A 21,248-nucleotide genomic window follows, 5' to 3' on the forward strand; every position below is an offset into this window, starting at 1 on the left:
AATCATGAATCCAGAAAAACTAACCAGAAAATTCAAAGGTGCTCTTAACGATGCACAGAGTTTAGCATTAGCAAAAGACCATCAATTTATTGAAAGTACACATGTTCTTTTAGCTATGCTTGAGCAACAAGGTAGCAGCATTAAGCCTTTATTGGCACGAGTAGGCGCTAACACCCCAAAACTAGTGAATGCACTGAAGAAATCGCTCAAAAGTATGCCAGCAATTTCTGATACGGACACTGCTGTGCGAATCTCTAATGACTTAGCAAGGCAGCTCAACCTAACTGAAAAGTTAGCACAAAAACATAATGACAGCTTTATCTCTAGTGAGATTTTTTTATTAGCCGCGTGCACAAATAAAGGCCAACTGAGCATTGCTTTACAGCAAGCAGGCGTAAACCAACAAGCAATTAACAAAGCAATTAATGACGCTCGAGGCGGTGAACACCTCCATGATAAAAACTCAGAAGATCAACTTAATGCGTTAAAAACGTATACGATTGACATAACGGAGCTCGCCGAACAAGGCAAGCTAGACCCTGTTATCGGCCGTGATGATGAGATACGCCGCACTATTCAAGTCTTGCAGCGTCGCACAAAAAATAACCCTGTGTTAATCGGTGAGCCAGGCGTTGGTAAAACCGCCATTGTTGAAGGTTTAGCACAACGCATTATTAATGGCGAGGTACCTGATGGTATCAAAGGTAAGCGCCTTTTAGCACTGGATATGGCGAGCTTAATTGCTGGGGCAAAATTTCGCGGTGAATTTGAAGAGCGCCTAAAAGCAGTGCTTAATAACTTAGCCCAACAAGAAGGTCAAGTCATTCTATTTATTGACGAATTACATACCATGGTCGGTGCCGGCAAAGCTGAAGGTGCGATAGATGCGGGTAATATGCTTAAACCTGCCTTAGCGCGCGGTGAATTACATTGCGTTGGCGCAACCACATGGAATGAATACCGCCAATATATAGAAAAAGATGCAGCATTAGAACGGCGCTTCCAAAAAGTATTAGTCGACGAACCTTCTGTTGAAGACACTATTGCGATTTTACGCGGCTTAAAAGAGTGTTACGAGCTGCATCACGGTGTTGCTATTACTGATCCAGCAATTATTGCTGCAGCACAATTGTCATCTCGCTATATTGCTGACCGCCAACTGCCCGATAAAGCCATTGATTTAATTGATGAGGCGGCTAGTTGCATTCGCATGGAGTTAGATTCCAAGCCTGAAGTCATGGATAAGCTAGAGCGTCGCTTAATTCAATTAAAAATTGAACATGAAGCGACGAAAAAAGATTCTGATAAAGCCTCCCAAAAACGCCTAGCCACTCTAAACGATAAAATTCAGGAATTAGGCAAAGAATTTATCGATTTAGAAGAAGCTTGGAAAGCAGAAAAAGCCGCGATACAAGGCTCAGCAAATATTAAAGAAAAATTAGAGCAAGCCCGTACTGAATTAAAAACAGCACAGCGCAGCAATGACTTAATACTTATGTCTGAGCTACGATACAGTAAAATTCCCGAATTAGAGTACCAGCTTGATTTAGCTTCTCAAGCAGAAATGCAGGAAATGACATTATTACGCAATAATGTCACAAAAGAAGAAATCGCTGAAGTTGTGTCTAAATGGACAAGCATTCCAGTCGCTAAAATATTTGAAGGCGAGCGCGACAAACTGCTAAATATAGAACAAGTCTTAGCAGAACGCGTTATCGGCCAACCTGAAGCGCTTAAAGCTGTCAGCGATACTATGCGTCGTTCGCGTGCTGGATTATCTGATCCAAGCCGCCCTAATGGTTCTTTCTTATTTTTAGGGCCAACTGGCGTTGGTAAGACTGAACTTTGCAAAGCTTTAGCTAACTTTTTATTTGATACCGAAGATGCCATGATTCGTATTGACATGTCTGAATTTATGGAAAAACATTCAGCCGCACGTTTAGTTGGCGCTCCCCCAGGTTATGCCGGTTATGAAGAAGGCGGTTATTTAACAACGGCTGTGCACCGCCGCCCTTATTCCGTTGTTTTATTAGATGAAGTTGAAAAGGCGCATGTCGATGTTTTTAACATTCTATTGCAAGTGCTTGATAATGGGCGTTTGACTGACGGTCAAGGGCACACGGTTGATTTTCGTAATACCGTTATCATCATGACCTCAAACCTTGGCTCTGCCCTTACTCAGGAACTAGTAGGCGAAGGTAATTATGAAGCCATGAAACAAGCTGTTATGGAAGTGGTCGGTAGCCATTTTCGGCCTGAGTTTATTAACCGTATTGATGAAACTGTCGTCTTCCACCCTTTAACAGCTGAACATATCCGCTCGATTGCAAAAATACAGATTGAACATTTACGCACTCGTTTATTTGGTAGAAATATACAGCTAACTATGTCTGAGGCCGCCTTAGATAAAATCAGCAAAGCTGGGTTTGATCCCGCTTTTGGCGCAAGGTCGCTTAAACGCGCCATTCAACAAGACTTGGAAAACCCGCTAGCACAAGATATCTTAAGTGGTAAATTTGCCGCAGAAGATACCATTAATGTTGACGAGCAAGAAGGAGTTCTTAGATTCATAAAAACCTAAATACGCTCCTACAGAAACTCTGAATATTTACTCATTATTTAAATATCGCTTTATCTGAGGTGCAAAATACCATATCAAAAAGAACATGACAGCAGCTCCGAGTACAGGAAATGCAATATCAGGATTAGTACGTAAAGTAACTTTTGCAATACCCAAAATAAATAATACGACAACGGCTTTTAATATCGCCAGCAACCAACCCAACGTAGAGTTCACAATCTTTTGTCCTAACTTCATATTGATTTTCTTATTCAGTAATTAATTTATTTAAAATACTAGCGCAGCACTCACTTAAATCTGAAGTTTCCCAAAAATTCATCAAGCCACCATGCGTAATAGCGTGGCGACGAGAGAATTAACTGGGGAGTTGCTAGGTTTGGGGCAAAGCCTACTAAAATCCGGATCCAATCCCGCTTCCGCAATAATACGCCGAACATCTGAGAAGGCAAAACTTGTCCTTCCTTTCACTTTATGTCTGCGTTCAGGGTTGGTCTTTAATCGGTCAGCATAAATCCAAGTGATCGTTGTCGCCATCATGCAGAAGTTCAAATGATTGGTGACCGATTGAGCTGTACGGCACTGACTTTTCTGACTCCCCATATCCTGCTTTAATTCCTTGAAACCCGATTCTATCTTCCAACGCGCACCATAAAATTCAATCATCTGGATGACCGTTAACTCCAAGTCAGTAGAAAATAAAGCAATCCATTGTGTCCGACGAAAAACCCATACAACACGGATTGGACATTTCAAGCTCTTCGACATGACAATACGATCATAAGCACGAGCGGTACGCTGTTTACCATAGAGATTAACTGAATATTCAATGGCTTCTGCCTGAAAAGTGCTGGCCATTTCCGTTGCTGAACCCAGCCGTTGACCGTATTTTTTACGCCGTCCGCGTTGTCCTGATTTTCTTGGCTCTGGAAAATCATACAATACATTATTGCAGCGTAAACGCGATAGCATATCAAAACGTTCACCTATCACTTGACGGACTGGCTTTAACAAACCGGCATTGCCAAACCAGCTATCGGTTACGGCAAGTAGGGGAGGTTCTGAGAAATGCTCGCCAATATCAACGATCATCTCAGCGGCTTGAGATAACTTGGTTTTAAAAGGCAGTATTTTTCCTTTCATCTTCACTCTATCGTATTTAGCCTCAATCGTTTTCTTGGGCAAGTAGAAACGAAAATCTAAAAACAAACAAGCCCAGCGCGCATGTACTCGTTTCAGCAGTCCCACCGAAACAATATTTTGTGCCCACGGGTAGTCGCTTTGGTTAGCTTTCGCGGCATGATCAAAGATTTGTTCACAACCAAATATTTTCTTCCCCACTTTTGTATTGATGGAGTCATCAAGTGCAAGCAATAATCTGCCCTCTGTTTCAGGCGAATCAATAAGCCCCCAAGTGGAGCGCCATAGCTTTTTCCACGGTAGCGTTGACGAGGCCATAAAAGTATAGAATCGTTTCTTTTTAATGTCGATCCCAAACAAAACACCTAATCCTCGCCATAAATTAGAGCTCATGGATGACGTAAACGGCACAATAATGGCCAAGAGCGTGTAGACAAATAACGACGCACGTTCCTTGCCAAGTTTGGTGTCGGAAAAATGAGTTTGCAGGGGGAGAAGAAGATCGCGTAAAATGAACATGAATGAGGTCTTTTGTTTGTATAATCAATTGCTTAGAACAATGTATTATACAGGGTTTCGAGGCCTCATTCACCAATAAGTTGTTGTTTTAAAAGAAATAAAATTCATTTCAGAAAGAAACATTAGATAATGCTAATATTTTTCGAAAATTAGCATTTCCTAATGTTTCTTTGAATAAAAACTGGGAAACTTCAGTTTGTTGTCTTCTTGACTATTTTATTTTTTTAGTCTATGTGATTGATATATTAATAATATGTGAATAGACTGGCGCTTTTTGGATGAGATACTTCGCGTTTTTTTTTAGATTTACAATGGATCTGCCTTAGTCATTTTGGCTACACCAAAATCCTCCAAAATCGCATACAAGCACGGTGTGACAAACAATACCAGCAAGGTCGAACTGATAATTCCAAAGACAATGCTGGTCGCCAGTGGAATTAAAATTTGTGCTTGTGAGCTTTGCTCAAATAATAGCGGTGTTAAACCAACCGCGGTAGTTAACGAGGTTAAGAATACGGCACGAAAACGTTCACTACTTGCTTTTGCAGCCGCTTCATGTGGTGTTATATCAGCTTGAATATGTTTTTTGACAAATTCGACTAATAAAATTGAGTCATTAACCACGATACCCGCTAACGAAACAAAGCCTAATAACGATGGCATAGTAATATCCAAGCCCATAATTAAGTGGCCGAAAATGACACCGATAAATGCCAAAGGAATATTAGCCATGACGAGCACAGGTTCGATATAAGAGCGAAATTGCAGGCTGAGTAAAATAAAAATCCCAACCAAGCCCATTAACATGCTTTTACGCATAGAGCTACGTGTCAGTGGGCCTTCTTTTATTTCTCCTTCAAAAGAAAGGCTAATATCAGGATAGCTCTGTTTAAAGTCAGTAAAAAATGAGGCTTCCATATCCTTAAAAATAGCTTGGGTATTATTCAATGAAGCATCGATATCTCCATAAATAGTCACCGCTCGTTGTGCATTAATGCGCTGCACACGTGAGAAATCTCGATTAACACTAATATCTGCAATATTAACCAGCGGAATCATCATGCCAGTTTGTGGGTGAATAATCGGGAAATTGTCAAAATCGGATAATTCATCTTTAGAAGCATCATCCAACTTTACGATCACTTCGTAGGTTTCTAAATTAATTGCGGTTTCTAGCACCTCAATACCTTGATAAGCGGCACGTAATTGTGTCGCTATTTCCTGTGATGTTAAGCCTAGTGCATAAGCACCTGTTTTTAGTTTTAAGGTAAATTCAGGTTTGCCAGGGCGTAGATCATCCATTAAATTACTGACACCAGAATAGCCAGATAGCCATTTTTGTAGCTGATGTGAGGCTGAGGATAGTGTGTGCAAATCATCCCCTTGCAAACGGATATAAATGGCACGGCCTGCAGGACTGATCCCAGGTTCTTTAATGCTGATATTTAAGGCTTCGGGCACATCGCCAAGTTCGGTACGCCATTGTTGCGCAATCTGGGTAATAGACAGCTGACGTTGCTCGCCCGTTAGTAGGTCGACACTGAGCGTAGCCAGGTGTGCTCCGCTTTCAAAAGCATCTATATTCATCCCATAATGTACAGTCACCCCTTGTATTAATGAGACTTTATATTTTTCTTGATAATGCTTATTAACTGCTTGTAAACTGCTGTTGATTTTTTCTACAGTACGCTGTGTTTGCGCCAAAGAACTGCCTACAGGCATCAATATCCGCGCTTGTAATAAATCGCCTTCTACATCAGGAAAAGCAGAAAATTTTACGACACCTGATACTAATAAACTGACTGATAAGATAAATACACCGACGACTGAGCCCATAAATAGGTAACGATAAATAATCAGTTTTTTTACCCAGTCATTGACTTTACTGTGCAACCTTTCAAAAGCATCAGCAAATTGTTGTCTGATTTTAGGGATAGGCTGACCAGCCCCTTTTTGCAATGAATGTTGTAAGTGATGTGGGAGAATCAAAAACGCCTCCAGCAATGAAATGGTAATCACGGAAATTAAAACCGCTGGAATGGTATACAGTAATTGTCCTATATCGCCATTGAGAAATAATAAGCCAATAAAAATACACAAGGTAGTGACATAGGAGGATAATACGCCATTTTTAATTTCCAGTGTGCCATCAATCGCTGCTTGGGTCGGTGTTTTTCCTAATGAAATATGTTTGCCAATACTTTCACTAATGACAATCGCATCATCCATTAAAATACCCAGTGCTAACAGTAATGCGACCATCGATAACATATTAATGTTAATCCCCCATTGCACTAATAAAAAGGCACTAGCCAAAAAAGAAACGGGTAAACCCATAACCACCCAAAATGCATAACGTGTGCCAAAAAATAGCCACATAACGGTAAATACTAAGAGTAAACCTTGCCAGGCATTGGTTATTAGCATAGCAATGCGGTCATTGACGATACTGGTGAAATCCTGCGTTAGGTTAAATTGCACTTGTGCCGGCAAACGTCTTTTTTCATCGCTAATAAATTGTTTAACGGTCTCTAAAATACGTAAACTGTCATCTTGTGTATTTTTGCGAATTTTTAGAAAGGCGGTGGGTAAATTGTTATAGGTTACTTGATCTTCCGCTTTTTCAAAAGTGTCAATAATGGTGGCTATATCTCCTAAACGCACTTCATTACCATACTTGCCTTTTATAATGACTAAATCTCTGAGCTCATCCGGTGAGCGACGCTCATCATTGACACGAATTTGGTAGTCACGTTCAGCAGTTTGAATTTCACCGACAGGTAAATCCAGATTTTGTTGGGCAATTCGAGTCGCTATGGTTTGCAAGCTTAGCCCGTAAAGGCGTAATTTATCTTGCGTTAGCTGAATTTGAAACTGGCGTTTAGAAAACCCTTCAACACTGACCAAAGGAATGCCTGGAACGCGCAAAATACGTTGTTTAATATTTTCGGCGAGGTCTTTTAATTCTGTTTTCGGTAAATTGGCACTTAAGGCAATCGTAACTACATCTTGTGTGCGACCTAATTCGCGAATAACCGGCTCTTCGCTATCAATAGGAAAATTGTCGATTTCATCAAGCGCACTGCGTATATCATTGTTAAATTGTACAAAGTCACCATTTTCCTGCATTTTAACAGTGGCAATGGCTAAGGACTGGCGTGCTTCGCAACGGATTTCATCAATAAAGCTAGTGCCGTCAATCGCATCTTCTAAAGGGCGGCAAAGTTTTTGTTCAATTTCTAGGGGTGTTGCGCCAGGATAAACGATTTTAACTTCAATCTCATAGCGTTTGATTTCTGGAAAGGTTTCGCGTTTCAGTGTAGGTAATGTAATTACCCCTAAGATAATGAGTAAACCCATTAATAAATTGGCAGCGGTTGGATGCAGAATAAAATAACGAATCATGTTATTGCTCCTGTGCCCAGTTTTCGATGTTTTTTTGTAATTCTGGTTGCGCTATTATTTTAACTTGCATCCCCGTTATTGCTGGAAAAACATCGGATACAATCAGCATTTCACCTTCTTTTAAGCCTTGAGTTAATAACACCATTTTACCTTGTACTTGTGCCTTCTCAATTGTACGGCGCTCTAGTTGTGCATTTTTATTAACGATAAAAATTTCATTTTCATGTAGTGCATCGCGTGGAATGACAAAAAAGTTTTGCGCTTTACCTTGTAGCATAATTTCGGTATACATGCCTTGCATTAAGGGTGGGTTAGTGCCTGGGATAATATTTTTATATGGATTATCAACGCTGACTACAATGCCTAAAGTACGTGTTACAGGATCGATCTGGCTACTAATGCGTTCAACATTAGCAGGCCAATAAGGTGAGTTATTATCAGCAAGACGAACCTTTGCTGTTAGACCTAATTGCTGAAAAATTTCACTCGAAAAGCCAGATGAAAATGCTTCTTTGAGTAAGGCTTCATTCCCCCGAAAGCCTTTCGCTAAGGATCTAAAGTGCTGTAGAGAAAATTGCGCATTAATTAAAATTTTATCGGTGGTTTGCGCACTAAATAATAAAGCACCTTTGGCAATATATTGGTTTTCCTCAACCACGCGCTCGGAAATGCGCGCGTTAAACGGCAGTTTAATTTCGGTACGTTTAAGGTTTAATTCTTGTGTCATTACCAGCGATTTGGCATTCGTTAGTGCCGCCTGAGCACTGGCTAATTGTTGTGGTAAAGTTTTCAGTTGACTGCTTAAATTTTGCACTTCTTGTTGTAAGCGTAAAACGCTGGACTGTTGATTATCGCGACTCGATTTTGAAATGGATTGCTTTTTAACTAAGGATTCTATGCGAGCTAATTCAACTTGTGCTAGTTTTAGCTTTTTTTGGACTAATTTAAGGTCGGCCTGAACATTATTTTTCTGTAATTCGATTTCCCTGACTTTTGCGTGGCTACTAGCGACGATGGTTTTCGCCTGCTGTAAGGCTAACTGATAGTCTTCGGGGTCAATGCGAATAACGACAGTACCTTTTTGTAAAATTGCACCGTTACGTAATTGCGGGTGTACATAGCTAATTTTTCCTGAAATCTCTGCTTTAGAGGCCAGTGAAATATCTGGCTCAACAGTACCAAAACCAATAATTGCCGGTTTAACCGCATAAGATTTTACTGCGATAACATTTACCGGCGTGATTAAACCTGCGCTGGATTCATGTGTCATTTTTGGCTGTGACTTAATAATGACAATCGCTATTATCAGGCTGGCAATAATAGCGATAGGGAAAAAACGGCGTAAGGTGAGGTCTTTTAGGAAAGGCATAGGCTTATTTTATGGCTCTGGTTTTGGTTCCTAGGTGAGCATCACTGTCATTAAGTTAAGACCAATAGGATATGGGGCGCAGTGCTTTAGCCTGCTATTTTCAGCTATGAAAGCAGGCTAAAGCACTGCGCCCCAATGAGCTAATTTCTTAACTTAATGGCAGTGAAGCGGCGCGCGGGAGCGAAAGGAAAGTGTTTGGTTTTTAAAAAATTTTATTAATAAACCCCGAAATATCTATAATCTCTTCTATGCAAAGTGAATGTTGCATCGGATACTCATGCCAGCTTACTGGGTAATCCATCGCTTTTAAGTCGCTAAAAGCCTGTTTGGCTATTGGCAGGTGAACTACGGGATCCATCGTGCCATGTGCCATAAAAATAGGCGTATCATTATTAATGGCAGCACGTTCAGTTTTTAATTGTTCTGTGGTTGGCAAATAAGTGGATAAAGCCATGATACCAGCTAGTTTGTGTGGATAACGCAAGCCGGTGTGTAAGGCAATAACACCGCCTTGTGAAAATCCAGCAAGTAAAATATTTTTCGCTTTAATACCCTTATCGATTTCTTTTTGAATGAGCAGTTCAAGTTGGGCGGCGGAGGTATAAATGTCATCAACAGCAACTTCACGATCTAAAGAGGCATCAATAATGTCATACCAAGAAGGCATTTGCATGCCGCCATTAATAGTAACGGCTTGAATAGGTGCATTTGGGAAGATAAAATTAATGTGTGCAGCTTTATTGAGCCTTAGTTCAGGTGCGATACTTTCAAAGTCATGGCCGTCCGCACCCAAACCATGCAGCCAGATGACTGAATAAAAAGGCGTGGAGGTCGCGGGTATTTCTACGCAAGTGAGTAATGAAGTCATAATATAGTGGCTAGTTTTTATATTAGGTTTTTATTATATAGTGTTTTACGTTGTGTTACCTGATCTAGTACCTGTTGTTTTTCAGTATTGCTATAGTATGCCCACTGAGTAATTTCATTCAGATCGCGAAAACAGCCCAAACAAATATCCTCATTATTTAAGCAGCATTTGCGGATACAAGGTGATTCAATGCTTATGCTTTTATGCCTATTCAGTAACGTGCTGATTTGTGTGATTATTGGCGTTACATCTGAGTAATTGATAGCAATATTATAAACTTCATTTGTTAATACTAGGCGTAAGGACGGATAGGAGTTTACTTCTAGAGTTCGCGTAAATTGTATATGCTCAGCGAGTTTTATTTTTATTGTCGTGCTATTTAAAGCGGCGCTAAATTGTTCAATATTTAACCCTGTTTGTGCGGCGCAATCTATTAATATGTTGTCTAGTGAAGGGTTTTTGGCTTTTTGGTAATAAGCTTGTTGAATATTTTTGCGTAGCATGGGTACAAATTCAGGTGCTTGTTCTTCAGCAGCTAATAGTGCCCGGCAGGCTGGATAAGTCGAGCGTAGCGGGATATTTTCGCTCCAAAAATCAAAATTAAAATATATTTCGGGGACGGTTTGCTCTATACGTCGCCAGGCTTGCTGAATCATTGCTTGAGTTTCGCCAAGCATAGGTTCAGTGCTATCTGCAGCAAGCCCTCCTAAAATAGCCTTAAAACTTAGCGATTGAGGTAATTGCTCTTGTAACTTAGTTAAAGTCCGCTCAAAAGCATAGCACCAGCTACACATGGGGTCATATACATAATAGAGGGTGTTGTTTTCGATCTGCATGTTAATGTTTTTTGTAGGTGTTTAAGTTTTTAAGCAAGTTGTCGATATACTGATTATTAGGTTCTAGGCTTTTAAAAGGTACAAATTATGGATATTAAATCATTTAGTCAAGATGTGCGATCTTTACCCAAAGTGGATGATAACAGAGTAAAGCAACCGAAAGAGGAAGAAGTTTCGGAAATGGCGCAGGCTAAAAATACAGAAAAAATACAAGAGTCTGCGGCAACGATTGTTAAGAAACAAATGAATGCACAGATATTAGCTTCGGCTGTTGAAGTCAGTGTTAACGCAGGCGATCAGCCTTTGTCACTAGTTTTAAAGACGGCTCTGGAAGGTATCAATGAAGCTTTAAAAGAAACCATGGGTGATAATGCCATTCAAAAAGGCTATGACGCGGGTTTAGATGTGACTCCTGAAGCAACAGCAGGACGTATTGTGTCATTAAGTACGGCATTTTTTGGTAAATATCAGGAGATGCACTCAGATATGAGCCAAGAAGAGGCACTCACTTCATTTACCGATATTATCAGTGGAGGGATTGATAAGGGTTTTGCTGAGGCGCGTGATATTTTGGATGGCTTGGGGGTTCTGGAGGGCGATATTGCGACTAATATAGATAGAACTTATAGCTTGGTACAGGATGGGTTAAAGTCGTTTGTTGAGAGTCAGGGAGGTAGAGCTGTAGCTGAGTGAGTATTTTTGGGTAAGAGTTCCGAGTATTTCATGAGACGGGATGTCGCTCTCGCCCACTTCGTATTGGAGAGGCCTACTTCTTGACACTTAATAAGGATTGTTAGTACTATTAGTTACTGAATTTTTTCAGTTTTTATGGAGTGAATGATTGGTCGGTCGGGGAATTTTTGGTAGGTTTGCCTTATTACATTTAGCCTCAATAAATATTCATATAGCCCTGTGTTGCTACAGTTCGCTTTTCAATTATTGAGAAATTTCAGTTCTTAATAATCAACTATGATTAATAATTAATGGAGTTACCTAAATGCAATTAAAAATAATAAAACTATTATCTAGCAGTTTATTGCTTGCTGTTAGTTCAGTATCAGCAAATGAGACTATCAATATCTGTCCAGATGATAGCTCTAAGGCAGCCATTCATTCAGTGCTAACCACTTTATTACAAAATGCTCAGGCTGAAGAGAACGGTGGCTTTGGCTTTCATATGTGGGCAAGCGTTGTAAATCGTGCCGGTGAAGTTTGTGCTATCGCACGTTCAAGTAAGGATGGTGCTGGTGACCAATGGCCAGGCAGCCGTGTTATTGCTGCACAAAAAGCCAATACAGCTAATGCTTTTAGTCTACCAGGCTTTGCGCTATCAACGGCAAATTTGCATGAAGCAACACAAGATGGCGGCAGTCTTTTTGGACTGCAAGCAAGTAACCCAGTGGATGTCTCAGTCGCCTATGCAGGAGACTTTGATGCTTACGGCACAGTAAATGATGCCATGTTGGGGAAAAAAATAGGTGGTGTTAATGTTTTTGGTGGTGGTCTTGCTTTGTATAATAGTGAGGGGTTATTAATGGGTGCACTCGGTGTCAGTGGTGATTCATCTTGTGCTGACCATAATATTGCTTGGCGCATTCGGCATGCTGCAAACCTTGACTTTGTACCAGCAGGCCCTAGTCCAGAGGGTAATGATCAGATTATCTATACAGGAGAGACTGGTGATGCTGGCTCGCCAGGTTTTGAGCATCCAGATTGCGGGCATACTGAAAAAACTGTGGCGACAACACTTGCCATTACTCAGGCTATCATAGGACAGTAAAGCTCAATTCAAGAGCAAGTGAATAATGGTATGGTACTACTAAGCCCCTAAGTTTGCTTGGTAGTATCTTTTAGTGTTGTTGAACCTTTCCTGTAATTATTATTTAGGAACGAGAGTTATTGAGCTGAAAGGCTACGTATATACATTACTTAATATTATGACCTTAAAGCTAAAGTAACAGCTTATGGAGGTATTAATACGTAAGTTCTTTTTTCTGAGTTAAGGGCATTTGCTTAAAATAATGTTTAGTCACCAGTCGAACTGAAAGGTCAATGGTTACCGTTGTGCTTAATTTATTGCTTAAATATTGCTCAAAGGCCAGCAGTGTTTGTGGGGTAGGTGTGCTAGTGGTAATTAAGTCACCATTGATTCTCATAGGTGTACCTAAGCGAACTTTGATATTTTGTAGTTGTTGTATTTGACCGTTAATTTTATAGTTCTGGCTAAGTAGTTGTTTTTTGACCTCCGCAATCGTTTGCATATTGGAGAAAGATAAAACTAATGGCACGGAAATAATTGCGACCATAAAAATAGAGAGAGCAATGCCTTTTTTGGCGCGTGAAAAAGGGGCAAAACCAATAGCCATAAAAGATACACCGGCAGCCATAATAATACCGGTTAAGTTGGTTAGAAATAACAACATCGCACCATAAAAAACATCGAAATTCAGCCAGCCGATACCAATGCCGGAAACACATAAAGGCGGCACCAAGGCAACCGCAATAGCCACGCCTGGCAAACTTTTGGCAATATTCTCACGGGCGTTGGCAAAGGCACCCGCTATGCCTGAAAGTACGGCAACCAGTAGGTCTAATGTCGATGGGTGTAATCGACCTTCAATTTCATTTGTGATTTCTTGAAATGGCAAGATAAAAGCCATCACGGCGGATAGAGAAAGGGCAATAAACATGCCTGTTAATAAAGTGCTAAATGAACTTCGACTTAAATCGGAATCTGAACGCAATAAGCCCATAGATGAGGAAATAATAGGCGACATTAATGGCGCTAAAACCATGGCACCAATCACTATTGAGGGGCTGTTGAGAAATAAGCCCAAGGTTGCTAATAAGGCACTTAATACCATTAATAGCACAAAAGTGCTGGTGGTTTGAGCATTTTCTTTTAAGGCTAGGAAAAGATCCTTAAAGTCAGATTCGAGGGCGTGCGTAAAAAAAGGCAGTGTAGTGCTTAAATATTTAATGCGACTATCTTGTTGTGGGAGGTGTTCGCAAACTACATTTTCTTTATCATCGGTATACTGTTGAGTGTCGCGAAACTTCTCACCGGCATTAACTTTGACACCTTCGTTGAGTACTTCTATATATAACTCACGGGTTGTTAACGGCTTATTGTTGACTAGAAAATGGGTATCGACAGGTGATTTAACCGTTAATGAGGCAGTACGAATATAGCCTAGCTGTTGGGGGACATGTTTTTTCTGAGTCGTTGCTAAAAATGATGAAGATAACCGTAGATAGGACAGAATAGACTGCGGGGCAAATAAAGCAATAGAAATACGCCTGTCGCGCAATGAGATGGATTCCTCAAATAAATCAGTAAGTGGGCCATTTCTATGGAAGTCTAGCAAGACCATGCCTGTAATGGCCGTCGAAATAGTTTTCCCCTTTGCTGTTATTAAAGTCACGGGGTGTGGCGTTAGAGAAAACGCATGGATAATACGATTTACTTGAAATTTAAATTTGGCGAAGGCAGTGAATTCTCGGCTATCACCCATGAATTCAGCCATTGCTGTTTGGTTCTCTAGGTTAACACCGTTGGTGATAACTTTTTTATTACAAACAATGATATCAATAGACAGCGGGTCGTCTTGTAAAGCAATTTCTAGGCAGGCATCAAAGTTTTTTGGTAATTCTAAGCTTTTATAGAATTGACAGGGTGGATCGTTGGCAATTGGCAAAAAACCGAGGGACATTTGTTGTTGCTCGGCAAATAACAGAATATGTGGATAATCTTTTTGTTCAACCCAGACTAGGGCGTGACTTAGGTTATCTTGAATAGAAATAGTCGATAAATTTGCGAGCTTTATTTTATAGACTTCAATGTCTAGCTCAGCGATTAGTGAGTGATTAAGCACATCCTCTAATTGCTCTTCTACGCAAGGGGCATAAATGAAATATACTTTTTTCAGTAAAGTCATGTTTTAAATATGGAGTTTCATTAAAAAAATAGTATAATTTTTTGGTTGATATTTATTTTTCCAAGGATTCTAGCTGCTTCCAGCGGTTAACAATTTTGCAAAAGATTTCTGCTGTTTGTTTCGCATCGTACAGTGCCGAGTGAGCCAGTTCATTATTCCATTCTATACCTGCTGCTTTGCCTATTTGAGCTAGCACTGTCTGTTTGTACATTAGGCCACCTAAAGTAGCGGTATCAAAAGAGCTGAAAGGATGAAATGGGCTGCGTTTTATTTTTGTACGTGCAATGGCTGCATTAAGAAAAGTAATATCAAAAGTTGGGTTATGACCAACGAGAATAGCGCGCGTGCATTCATTGCGCTTAACTGCATTTTTTATAGGTGTAAATAGTTTTCCTAGTGCTTCTTTTTCTGTTATTGCCATACGGAAAGGGTGGTAGGGATCAATGCCTGTGAATTTTAAGGCCGCTGGGTCTAAAATAGAGTTCTCAAAAGGAATGATATGCGCAGAGTGGCTTTCCGTGATGACTAGTTCTTCATTGTCATCATACTCAACAATCACGGCGGCTATTTCTAATAAAGGGTGTTTTTTAGCATCAAATCCTGCTGTTTCTATATCAACAATTACGGGTAAATACCCTCTGAAGCGTTCTTTCATTAGTTGCTTAACAACGGTTGTCATGATGCTAAAATAATAAATTGTTAGGAAAAATATGCTATGTTACGCGAACTTTCTATACGAACCTAGAAAAATCAGTTGCTCATGGATTCTAGCACAAGCTCTTGATTCTACCGTACTTCCAAAAAATCTTCACTTAGCCTAAGAATTTTTTGTAAGCACTGTGCAATCTATCTTGCACTATAAATTCGCGCTTAATTGATTTTTCTGAGATGAATAAATTTTTAACCCGTATTTTATTGGGTAATTTAGGTAAATAATGAAAAATAAAATTAAAAAATACCAATGGGTACTAGGTATATGTTTACTGCCAGCCTGTACCGTGGTGCCGCATACTGATCCTGTTGACCCTTGGGAAGGGATGAACCGTGATATTATGCAATTTAACGATAAGCTTGATAAAGATGTGCTTAAACCTCTGGCTAAAGGCTATCAATGGATAACGCCTGAGTTTATGGACGTGGGTATTACTAATTTCTTTTCTAATTTAAGAGATATTGGCGTTAGCGTTAATGATTTTTTACAGGCAAAACCAAAGCAAGGTAGTATGGATATAGCTCGATTTGTCGTTAATAGTACCGTAGGTGTGGCTGGGTTTATTGATGTGGCTACTTTAATAGACTTGCCTAAACATGATGAAGATTTTGGCCAAACATTAGGTGTATGGGGTGTACCCATGGGGCCTTATTTTGTTTTGCCTTTTTATGGGCCAAGCTCGGTGAGAGGCGTTGGTGGGCGAGCAGGCGATATGGCTTTACATCCGCTAACCTATACTGTCCTTTTTGCAAATCCTGCCGTGGGTTGGGGAGCTGTTGGTGCACGTACATTAGATGTAATTGATGAACGAGCAGATTTTTTAGATGCAGAAGCGGCTGCTTCAGAAGCCGCTGTGGATAGATACTTATTTTTCCGTTCTGCCTATATACAGCGTAGAAAATATTTGGTCAATGATGGGGCTGCACAGCCGCTAGATCTTGAGGGTATAGATGATGAGTCGTTATATGATGGTTTAGAGTTTGAGTAAGTAACAGTAGCCGTTGTTTTTTAATGTCCGCTACTGTTTAATTTATATCGGGAATTAATCTTTTAATTTCCAGTGTAGAGTTTCCCCTGCTTTTAGCGGTGTTAATTGTAAACCTTTAGCGATAGAGTAACTAGCCGGTACCTGCCAGTCAGTTTTTTCCAAGGTGATTTTCTTGGTGTTACGCGGCAACTCATAAAAATCTGCACCATAAAAACTGGCAAATCCTTCTAATTTATCTAAAGCATTAGCCTGCTCAAAGGCTTCAGCGTAAAGTTCTAGCGCACCATAAGCTGAGTAGCAGCCAGCACAACCACAGCTGTTTTCTTTTAAATGTTGCATATGTGGTGCGCTGTCTGTGCCTAAGAAGAATTTAGGGTTGCCACTGGTCGCAGCTTCAACTAAAGCTAAACGATGCGTTTCTCGTTTCAATATAGGTAAGCAGTAATAGTGGGGTTTAATGCCACCCACTAAAATCGCATTGCGGTTATAAAGTAAATGTTGCGGAGTAATTGTTGCGCCTATATTGGGCGGGGCTTCCTGTACAAACTGTACAGCTTCACGTGTGGTAACATGTTCAAGTACAATACGTAAGGTAGGAAAGCTCTGATGGATGACGCGCAGTTTTTGGTCAATAAAGAGACGTTCGCGGTCGAAAATATCAACTTCGGCATCGGTGACTTCGCCATGTATCAATAAAGGTAAGTGGTATTTTTCCATGGCCTCGAACACTGGAAATATGGCCTGTAAGTCGGTTACACCTTGATTAGAGTTAGTTGTTGCGCCTGCTGGATATAATTTAAAGGCATATACTGCAGCTGATTCGGCGGCTTTTTTTACCTCTTCAATAGTCGTGCTATTGGTTAGGTAAAGCACCATTAGTGGGGTAAATTCATATGCACTAGAGGTTGCTTTTTGAATTTCTTGCTGATAGCAGAGTGCTTGTTCAGTATTAGTGACTGGGGGTTGTAGGTTAGGCATGATAATGGCACGAGCAAACTGTCTAGCCGTGTGATTAATGACTGTTTTGAGCATGTCGCCAGTGCGTACATGTAAGTGCCAGTCATCAGGTTGAGTAAGGATTAATTGTTGCATTGTCATTACCTTTAAGATAAGTAAAAGTGAAATAAATTGCTTGTATACTATCTTATTATTAAAATAGTCGGTTAATTTTGGGTTAGTATCTTGAAAAAAGGCGAAACAGTCGCCATATTTTTAGTTATTTTCCTCTTTTGGAGTAGCAAATGCCAATTTATGAATATCAGTGTCAAGCTTGCGGTTATGAGCATGAAGCTTTGCAAAAAATAAGTGCAGAACCACTGACTACTTGTCCTGCGTGTAACAAATCTGAATTAAAGAAAAAGATTTCAGCAGCAGGCTTTCGCTTAAAAGGTTCGGGCTGGTATGAAACTGATTTTAAAAGCGGTAATAAGAAAAATGTAGTGGATACTAAAAAGCCTGCTGCAACTGCCGACAGTTCAAAGGATTAAGTCTGAACAATTCAAAATACGAGCTTGAGTGAGTTATTATTTAAGCCATTACCTTAACTTTTTAGATTAAATAGAGAAAAACTATGCGTACCCACAAGTGCGGAGAATTAAACAAAGAAAACTTAGGTGAAGCTGTAGAACTGTGCGGCTGGGTACATAGACGACGTGACCATGGCGGCGTTATCTTTATTGATTTAAGAGATCGTGCAGGCTTAGTGCAAGTCGTCTTTAACCCCGAATCAGAAGAGACGTTTGCGCTTGCTGAAAGTGTGCGTAGTGAATACGTATTACGTGTTGAAGGGGTTGTTAGAGATCGTTTGGAAGGTACGGTTAATTCCAATATGGCGACGGGCGAGGTTGAGGTTTTAGTGCATCATATTGAGGTGTTGAACGAATCGGAAACACCACCATTCCCGATTGAAAGTGATATTGAAGTGAATGAAGAAATGCGTTTACGTTATCGTTATATTGATTTGCGTAAAACGGCGATGTTAAGAAATATGACGATGCGTAGAGATGTGACGCGCAATGTACGTAATTTTTTGGATGCGCAAGATTTCTTTGAAATGGAAACGCCTATTTTAACTAAGGCAACGCCGGAAGGGGCGCGAGATTATATTGTTCCTAGTCGAACTCACCCGAATAATTTTTTTGCTTTACCGCAATCACCGCAGCTGTATAAGCAACTGTTAATGATAGCGGGTATGGATAAGTATTATCAAATTGTACGTTGTTTCCGTGATGAAGATCTACGTGCAGATAGGCAGCCTGAATTTACGCAATTAGATATTGAAACTTCATTTATGAATGAAGATAAAATCATGGCCGTGATGGAAGATATGATGCGTGGCTTATTCAAGGATGTGATTGATGTTGATTTAGGGGATAAATTCCCACAAATGACCTATGCAGAAGCGATGTCGCGTTTTGGTTCGGACAAGCCTGATTTGCGTATTCCGTTAGAATTAGTTGATATTGCTGAGGAAATGAAAGACGTAGACTTTAAAGTTTTCTCTGGTCCAGCAAATGATCCTAAAGGGCGTGTTGCCGCTTTAAGAGTTCCAAAGGGCTCATCATTGAGCCGTAAAGATATTGATGTATATACTAAATTTGTTAGTATTTATGGTGCACGCGGATTAGCTTATATTAAAGTTAATGATCGTGATGCCGGTATTGATGGGTTGCAATCACCGATTGTAAAATTTGCTCCTGCAGAAGTTTGGGAGGCTGTTTTAGAAAAAACAGGTGCACAAACGGGAGATTTGATTTTCTTTGGTGCAGATAAAACCAATATTGTCAATGAAGCTTTAGGTGCATTACGGGTCAAAATAGGTCTGGATTTAGACTTATTAGAAGGTGAATGGAAGCCATTGTGGGTCATAGATTTCCCAATGTTTGAATGGGATGAGAAAGGCCAGCGATGGAATGCAATTCATCACCCCTTTACTGCGCCGAGTTGCACTGAAGAAGAATTGAAAGCGAACCCAGGAGCCGCATTATCTCGTGCTTATGACTTAGTTTTAAATGGTACAGAAGTCGGAGGTGGTTCGATTCGTATTAATAAGACAGCAATGCAGTCTACTGTTCTAGATATTTTAGGTATCGGTGAGCAAGAGGCGAATGATAAGTTTGGTTTCTTATTAGAGGCCTTAAAGTATGGCTGCCCTCCGCATGGCGGTATGGCTTACGGTTTAGATCGTTTAGTGATGCTAATGACGGGGTCAAGTTCTATTCGTGAAGTGATTGCTTTTCCTAAAACGCAATCAGCAGCTTGTCCTTTAGTGGATGCGCCTGCCATTGTGAACGAAGCGCAGCTAAAAGAATTGAATATTAAGCATCATAAAATAGTAAAAGACGAAGTTAGCGCTCAGTAATATGAGCAGGGGACGGGTATTTTTCGCCCCCGTTTTTTACATATTGTCTTACACCTTAGAATAAATGTTATGACAACAGCATACTCGATACAAGATTACGCATTACTTTCTGATGAAGAATGCGCCGTAAAAATTCAAGCAGCCAAAACAATACTGGGTAAACGTTGTATTGTTTTAGGTCATCATTATCAACGTGATGAGGTTTTTCAACACGCTGATATTTCAGGTGATTCATTGAAATTATCCAAAGAGGCTGCAGAATCCGATGCTGAGTATATCGTCTTTTGCGGTGTACATTTTATGGCGGAAGTGGCAGATATTTTGTCGCGTCCTGAGCAAATTGCTATTTTGCCTGATTTAGCGGCGGGTTGTTCGATGGCAGATATGGCGAACAAGGTGAATGTGCAGCGTTGCTGGGATGAACTGGCGACCGTTATTGATGTCGAAAATGAAGTGACCCCCGTGACTTATATTAATTCAGCTGCTGATTTAAAAGCCTTTTGTGGACAACACGAGGGGATAGTGTGCACCTCTTCTAATGCGCAAAAGATTCTGGAATGGAGTTTTGCTAAGCGTGAAAAAATTCTATTTTTCCCTGACCAGCATTTAGGCCGTAATACGGCTTTTCAAATGGGTATTCCGTTAGAAGACATGGTGGTCTGGAATTTTAATAAGCCAATGGGGGGCTTAACAACTGAGCAGGTTCGCAATGCGAAAATGATTCTTTGGGGAGGATATTGTTCTGTGCATCAGTTTTTTCAGCCAGAACAAATTGATGCTTTTTTAGAACGTTATCCAGAAACTAAAGTTATTGCTCATCCTGAAGCCTGTTTTGAGGTGTGCCAAAAAGCTGACTATATTGGCTCTACAGAATATATTTTAAAAACAGTACGTGAAGCTGAGCCTAATACGCGTTGGTTAGTCGCTACAGAATTAAATCTAGTTAATCGCTTACATGAAGAATGTCAGGCGCAAGGTAAAAATGTGCATTTTATGTCGCCTGCATTAAGTATGTGTTCGACTATGTTCCGTACCGATCCACAGCATTTAGCTTGGATATTAGAAAACTTAGCGGCAGGCCATGTTGTTAATCAAATCAGTGTAGCGCCGGAAGAAGCAGAATTTGCCAAAATTGCTTTAGATAATATGCTGGCTCTATAGTTTGCTTACCTAGTACAGTGCCTTTGATTTGTGATATAAAAACAGCATCAATCTATTTCTAATGAATGAATAACCTTATTATTTTATCGCTTATTTCGATCGCGTAGTTATTCGTAGCTTATTTCAAAAAAGCCTTATTCCTGAGTATTTTATCGGGGATGAGGCTTTTTTTTGGTTTTTACTCCAAGTTGCTTATACGTTTGATTTTATTGTTTATGTTTTCTGAGGGGGGGGGGGCGGTAAATTTTGGCCGCAGTGGGTGACGATAAGTGTATTTTTTGTCATTGGTTAATTTATTTGTAACTTCTCATTATCCACAGGCAGCGGCCGCACGGATGACTTCCGATAACGGAGGAATATCGCCTATACCCAA

16 protein-coding genes are annotated in these 21,248 nt (G+C 40.2%); 7 read left to right on the forward strand and 9 right to left on the reverse strand.

What is annotated here, in order from left to right:
• Window positions 1-4: 4 nt before the first annotated feature.
• Entirely contained in the window at window positions 5-2,581 is a 2,577-nt protein-coding gene (gene clpB, locus BQ7314_RS05355) for an ATP-dependent chaperone ClpB (protein WP_174482677.1), read from the forward strand.
• Window positions 2,582-2,608: 27 nt separating this feature from the next.
• Here clpB and BQ7314_RS05360 read toward each other — a convergent pair whose 3' ends face one another.
• From BQ7314_RS05360 to BQ7314_RS05385, 6 genes are all read right to left on the reverse strand, one after another.
• Entirely contained in the window at window positions 2,609-2,797 is a 189-nt protein-coding gene (locus BQ7314_RS05360) for a hypothetical protein (protein WP_174482678.1), read from the reverse strand.
• A gap of 102 nt (window positions 2,798-2,899) precedes the next feature.
• Entirely contained in the window at window positions 2,900-4,237 is a 1,338-nt protein-coding gene (locus tag BQ7314_RS05365; protein WP_174482679.1) for an IS701 family transposase, read from the reverse strand.
• A gap of 306 nt (window positions 4,238-4,543) precedes the next feature.
• Complete coding sequence (locus BQ7314_RS05370; protein ID WP_174482680.1) at window positions 4,544-7,642, reverse strand: efflux RND transporter permease subunit; 3,099 nt, start codon at window positions 7,640-7,642, stop codon at window positions 4,544-4,546.
• 1 nt (window position 7,643) lies between these two features.
• The gene (locus tag BQ7314_RS05375; protein WP_174482681.1) at window positions 7,644-9,011 is read right to left on the reverse strand and encodes an efflux RND transporter periplasmic adaptor subunit; all 1,368 of its coding nucleotides are present in this window, start codon (window positions 9,009-9,011) and stop codon (window positions 7,644-7,646) included.
• 202 nt (window positions 9,012-9,213) lie between these two features.
• Window positions 9,214-9,879: an alpha/beta hydrolase gene (locus BQ7314_RS05380; protein WP_174482682.1), complete on the reverse strand. Its 666-nt coding sequence runs from the start codon at window positions 9,877-9,879 to the stop codon at window positions 9,214-9,216.
• 17 nt (window positions 9,880-9,896) lie between these two features.
• Entirely contained in the window at window positions 9,897-10,715 is an 819-nt protein-coding gene (locus BQ7314_RS05385; RefSeq protein ID WP_174482683.1) for a DsbA family protein, read from the reverse strand.
• Between the two features lie 87 nt (window positions 10,716-10,802).
• Here BQ7314_RS05385 and BQ7314_RS05390 point away from each other — a divergent pair, with 87 nt between their 5' ends.
• Together BQ7314_RS05390 and BQ7314_RS05395 are read left to right on the forward strand one after the other, a co-directional pair.
• Window positions 10,803-11,408, forward strand: coding sequence for a DUF5610 domain-containing protein (locus BQ7314_RS05390; protein ID WP_174482684.1), 606 nt, complete (start codon window positions 10,803-10,805; stop codon window positions 11,406-11,408).
• Between the two features lie 304 nt (window positions 11,409-11,712).
• Window positions 11,713-12,495, forward strand: coding sequence for a GlcG/HbpS family heme-binding protein (locus BQ7314_RS05395; protein ID WP_174482685.1), 783 nt, complete (start codon window positions 11,713-11,715; stop codon window positions 12,493-12,495).
• A 193-nt stretch (window positions 12,496-12,688) separates the two neighbouring features.
• Here the strand turns inward: BQ7314_RS05395 and BQ7314_RS05400 are convergent, their stop codons facing one another.
• Together BQ7314_RS05400 and rnt are read right to left on the reverse strand one after the other, a co-directional pair.
• Window positions 12,689-14,653, reverse strand: coding sequence for a TIGR00341 family protein (locus BQ7314_RS05400; protein WP_174482686.1), 1,965 nt, complete (start codon window positions 14,651-14,653; stop codon window positions 12,689-12,691).
• 52 nt (window positions 14,654-14,705) lie between these two features.
• Window positions 14,706-15,332, reverse strand: a complete 627-nt coding sequence (gene rnt / locus BQ7314_RS05405) for a ribonuclease T (RefSeq protein WP_174482687.1) — start codon at window positions 15,330-15,332, stop codon at window positions 14,706-14,708.
• A 256-nt stretch (window positions 15,333-15,588) separates the two neighbouring features.
• Between rnt and BQ7314_RS05410 the strand changes: the two genes are divergently transcribed.
• Entirely contained in the window at window positions 15,589-16,353 is a 765-nt protein-coding gene (locus tag BQ7314_RS05410) for an MlaA family lipoprotein (RefSeq protein WP_174482688.1), read from the forward strand.
• 54 nt (window positions 16,354-16,407) lie between these two features.
• Here BQ7314_RS05410 and pyrC read toward each other — a convergent pair whose 3' ends face one another.
• Window positions 16,408-17,445, reverse strand: a complete 1,038-nt coding sequence (pyrC, locus tag BQ7314_RS05415; protein WP_174482689.1) for a dihydroorotase — start codon at window positions 17,443-17,445, stop codon at window positions 16,408-16,410.
• Between the two features lie 149 nt (window positions 17,446-17,594).
• Between pyrC and BQ7314_RS05420 the strand changes: the two genes are divergently transcribed.
• The 3 genes from BQ7314_RS05420 to nadA all read left to right on the forward strand — a co-directional run bounded on the left by BQ7314_RS05420 (window position 17,595) and on the right by nadA (window position 20,875).
• Window positions 17,595-17,840, forward strand: coding sequence for an FmdB family zinc ribbon protein (locus BQ7314_RS05420; RefSeq protein ID WP_174482690.1), 246 nt, complete (start codon window positions 17,595-17,597; stop codon window positions 17,838-17,840).
• 83 nt (window positions 17,841-17,923) lie between these two features.
• The gene (aspS, locus tag BQ7314_RS05425) at window positions 17,924-19,714 is read left to right on the forward strand and encodes an aspartate--tRNA ligase (RefSeq protein ID WP_174482691.1); all 1,791 of its coding nucleotides are present in this window, start codon (window positions 17,924-17,926) and stop codon (window positions 19,712-19,714) included.
• A gap of 69 nt (window positions 19,715-19,783) precedes the next feature.
• Window positions 19,784-20,875 carry a quinolinate synthase NadA gene (gene nadA, locus BQ7314_RS05430; protein WP_174482692.1) on the forward strand — a complete coding sequence of 364 codons (1,092 nt, stop codon included), beginning with the start codon at window positions 19,784-19,786 and terminating at the stop codon, window positions 20,873-20,875.
• Window positions 20,876-21,248: the final 373 nt, after the last annotated feature.

The sequence above is a fragment of the methanotrophic endosymbiont of Bathymodiolus puteoserpentis (Logatchev) genome, from assembly GCF_900128525.1.
Taxonomy (GTDB): Bacteria; Pseudomonadota; Gammaproteobacteria; order Methylococcales; family Methylomonadaceae; genus Methyloprofundus.

Coding starts and splice junctions, on each gene's coding strand:
- clpB (WP_174482677.1), top strand. CDS start 5: ATGAATCCAGAAAAACTAACCAGAAAATTCAAAGGTGCTCTTAACGAT.
- BQ7314_RS05365 (WP_174482679.1), bottom strand. CDS start 4,237: ATGTTCATTTTACGCGATCTTCTTCTCCCCCTGCAAACTCATTTTTCC.
- BQ7314_RS05370 (WP_174482680.1), bottom strand. CDS start 7,642: ATGATTCGTTATTTTATTCTGCATCCAACCGCTGCCAATTTATTAATG.
- BQ7314_RS05375 (WP_174482681.1), bottom strand. CDS start 9,011: ATGCCTTTCCTAAAAGACCTCACCTTACGCCGTTTTTTCCCTATCGCT.
- BQ7314_RS05380 (WP_174482682.1), bottom strand. CDS start 9,879: ATGACTTCATTACTCACTTGCGTAGAAATACCCGCGACCTCCACGCCT.
- BQ7314_RS05385 (WP_174482683.1), bottom strand. CDS start 10,715: ATGCAGATCGAAAACAACACCCTCTATTATGTATATGACCCCATGTGT.
- BQ7314_RS05390 (WP_174482684.1), top strand. CDS start 10,803: ATGGATATTAAATCATTTAGTCAAGATGTGCGATCTTTACCCAAAGTG.
- BQ7314_RS05395 (WP_174482685.1), top strand. CDS start 11,713: ATGCAATTAAAAATAATAAAACTATTATCTAGCAGTTTATTGCTTGCT.
- BQ7314_RS05400 (WP_174482686.1), bottom strand. CDS start 14,653: ATGACTTTACTGAAAAAAGTATATTTCATTTATGCCCCTTGCGTAGAA.
- rnt (WP_174482687.1), bottom strand. CDS start 15,332: ATGACAACCGTTGTTAAGCAACTAATGAAAGAACGCTTCAGAGGGTAT.
- BQ7314_RS05410 (WP_174482688.1), top strand. CDS start 15,589: ATGAAAAATAAAATTAAAAAATACCAATGGGTACTAGGTATATGTTTA.
- pyrC (WP_174482689.1), bottom strand. CDS start 17,445: ATGCAACAATTAATCCTTACTCAACCTGATGACTGGCACTTACATGTA.
- BQ7314_RS05420 (WP_174482690.1), top strand. CDS start 17,595: ATGCCAATTTATGAATATCAGTGTCAAGCTTGCGGTTATGAGCATGAA.
- aspS (WP_174482691.1), top strand. CDS start 17,924: ATGCGTACCCACAAGTGCGGAGAATTAAACAAAGAAAACTTAGGTGAA.
- nadA (WP_174482692.1), top strand. CDS start 19,784: ATGACAACAGCATACTCGATACAAGATTACGCATTACTTTCTGATGAA.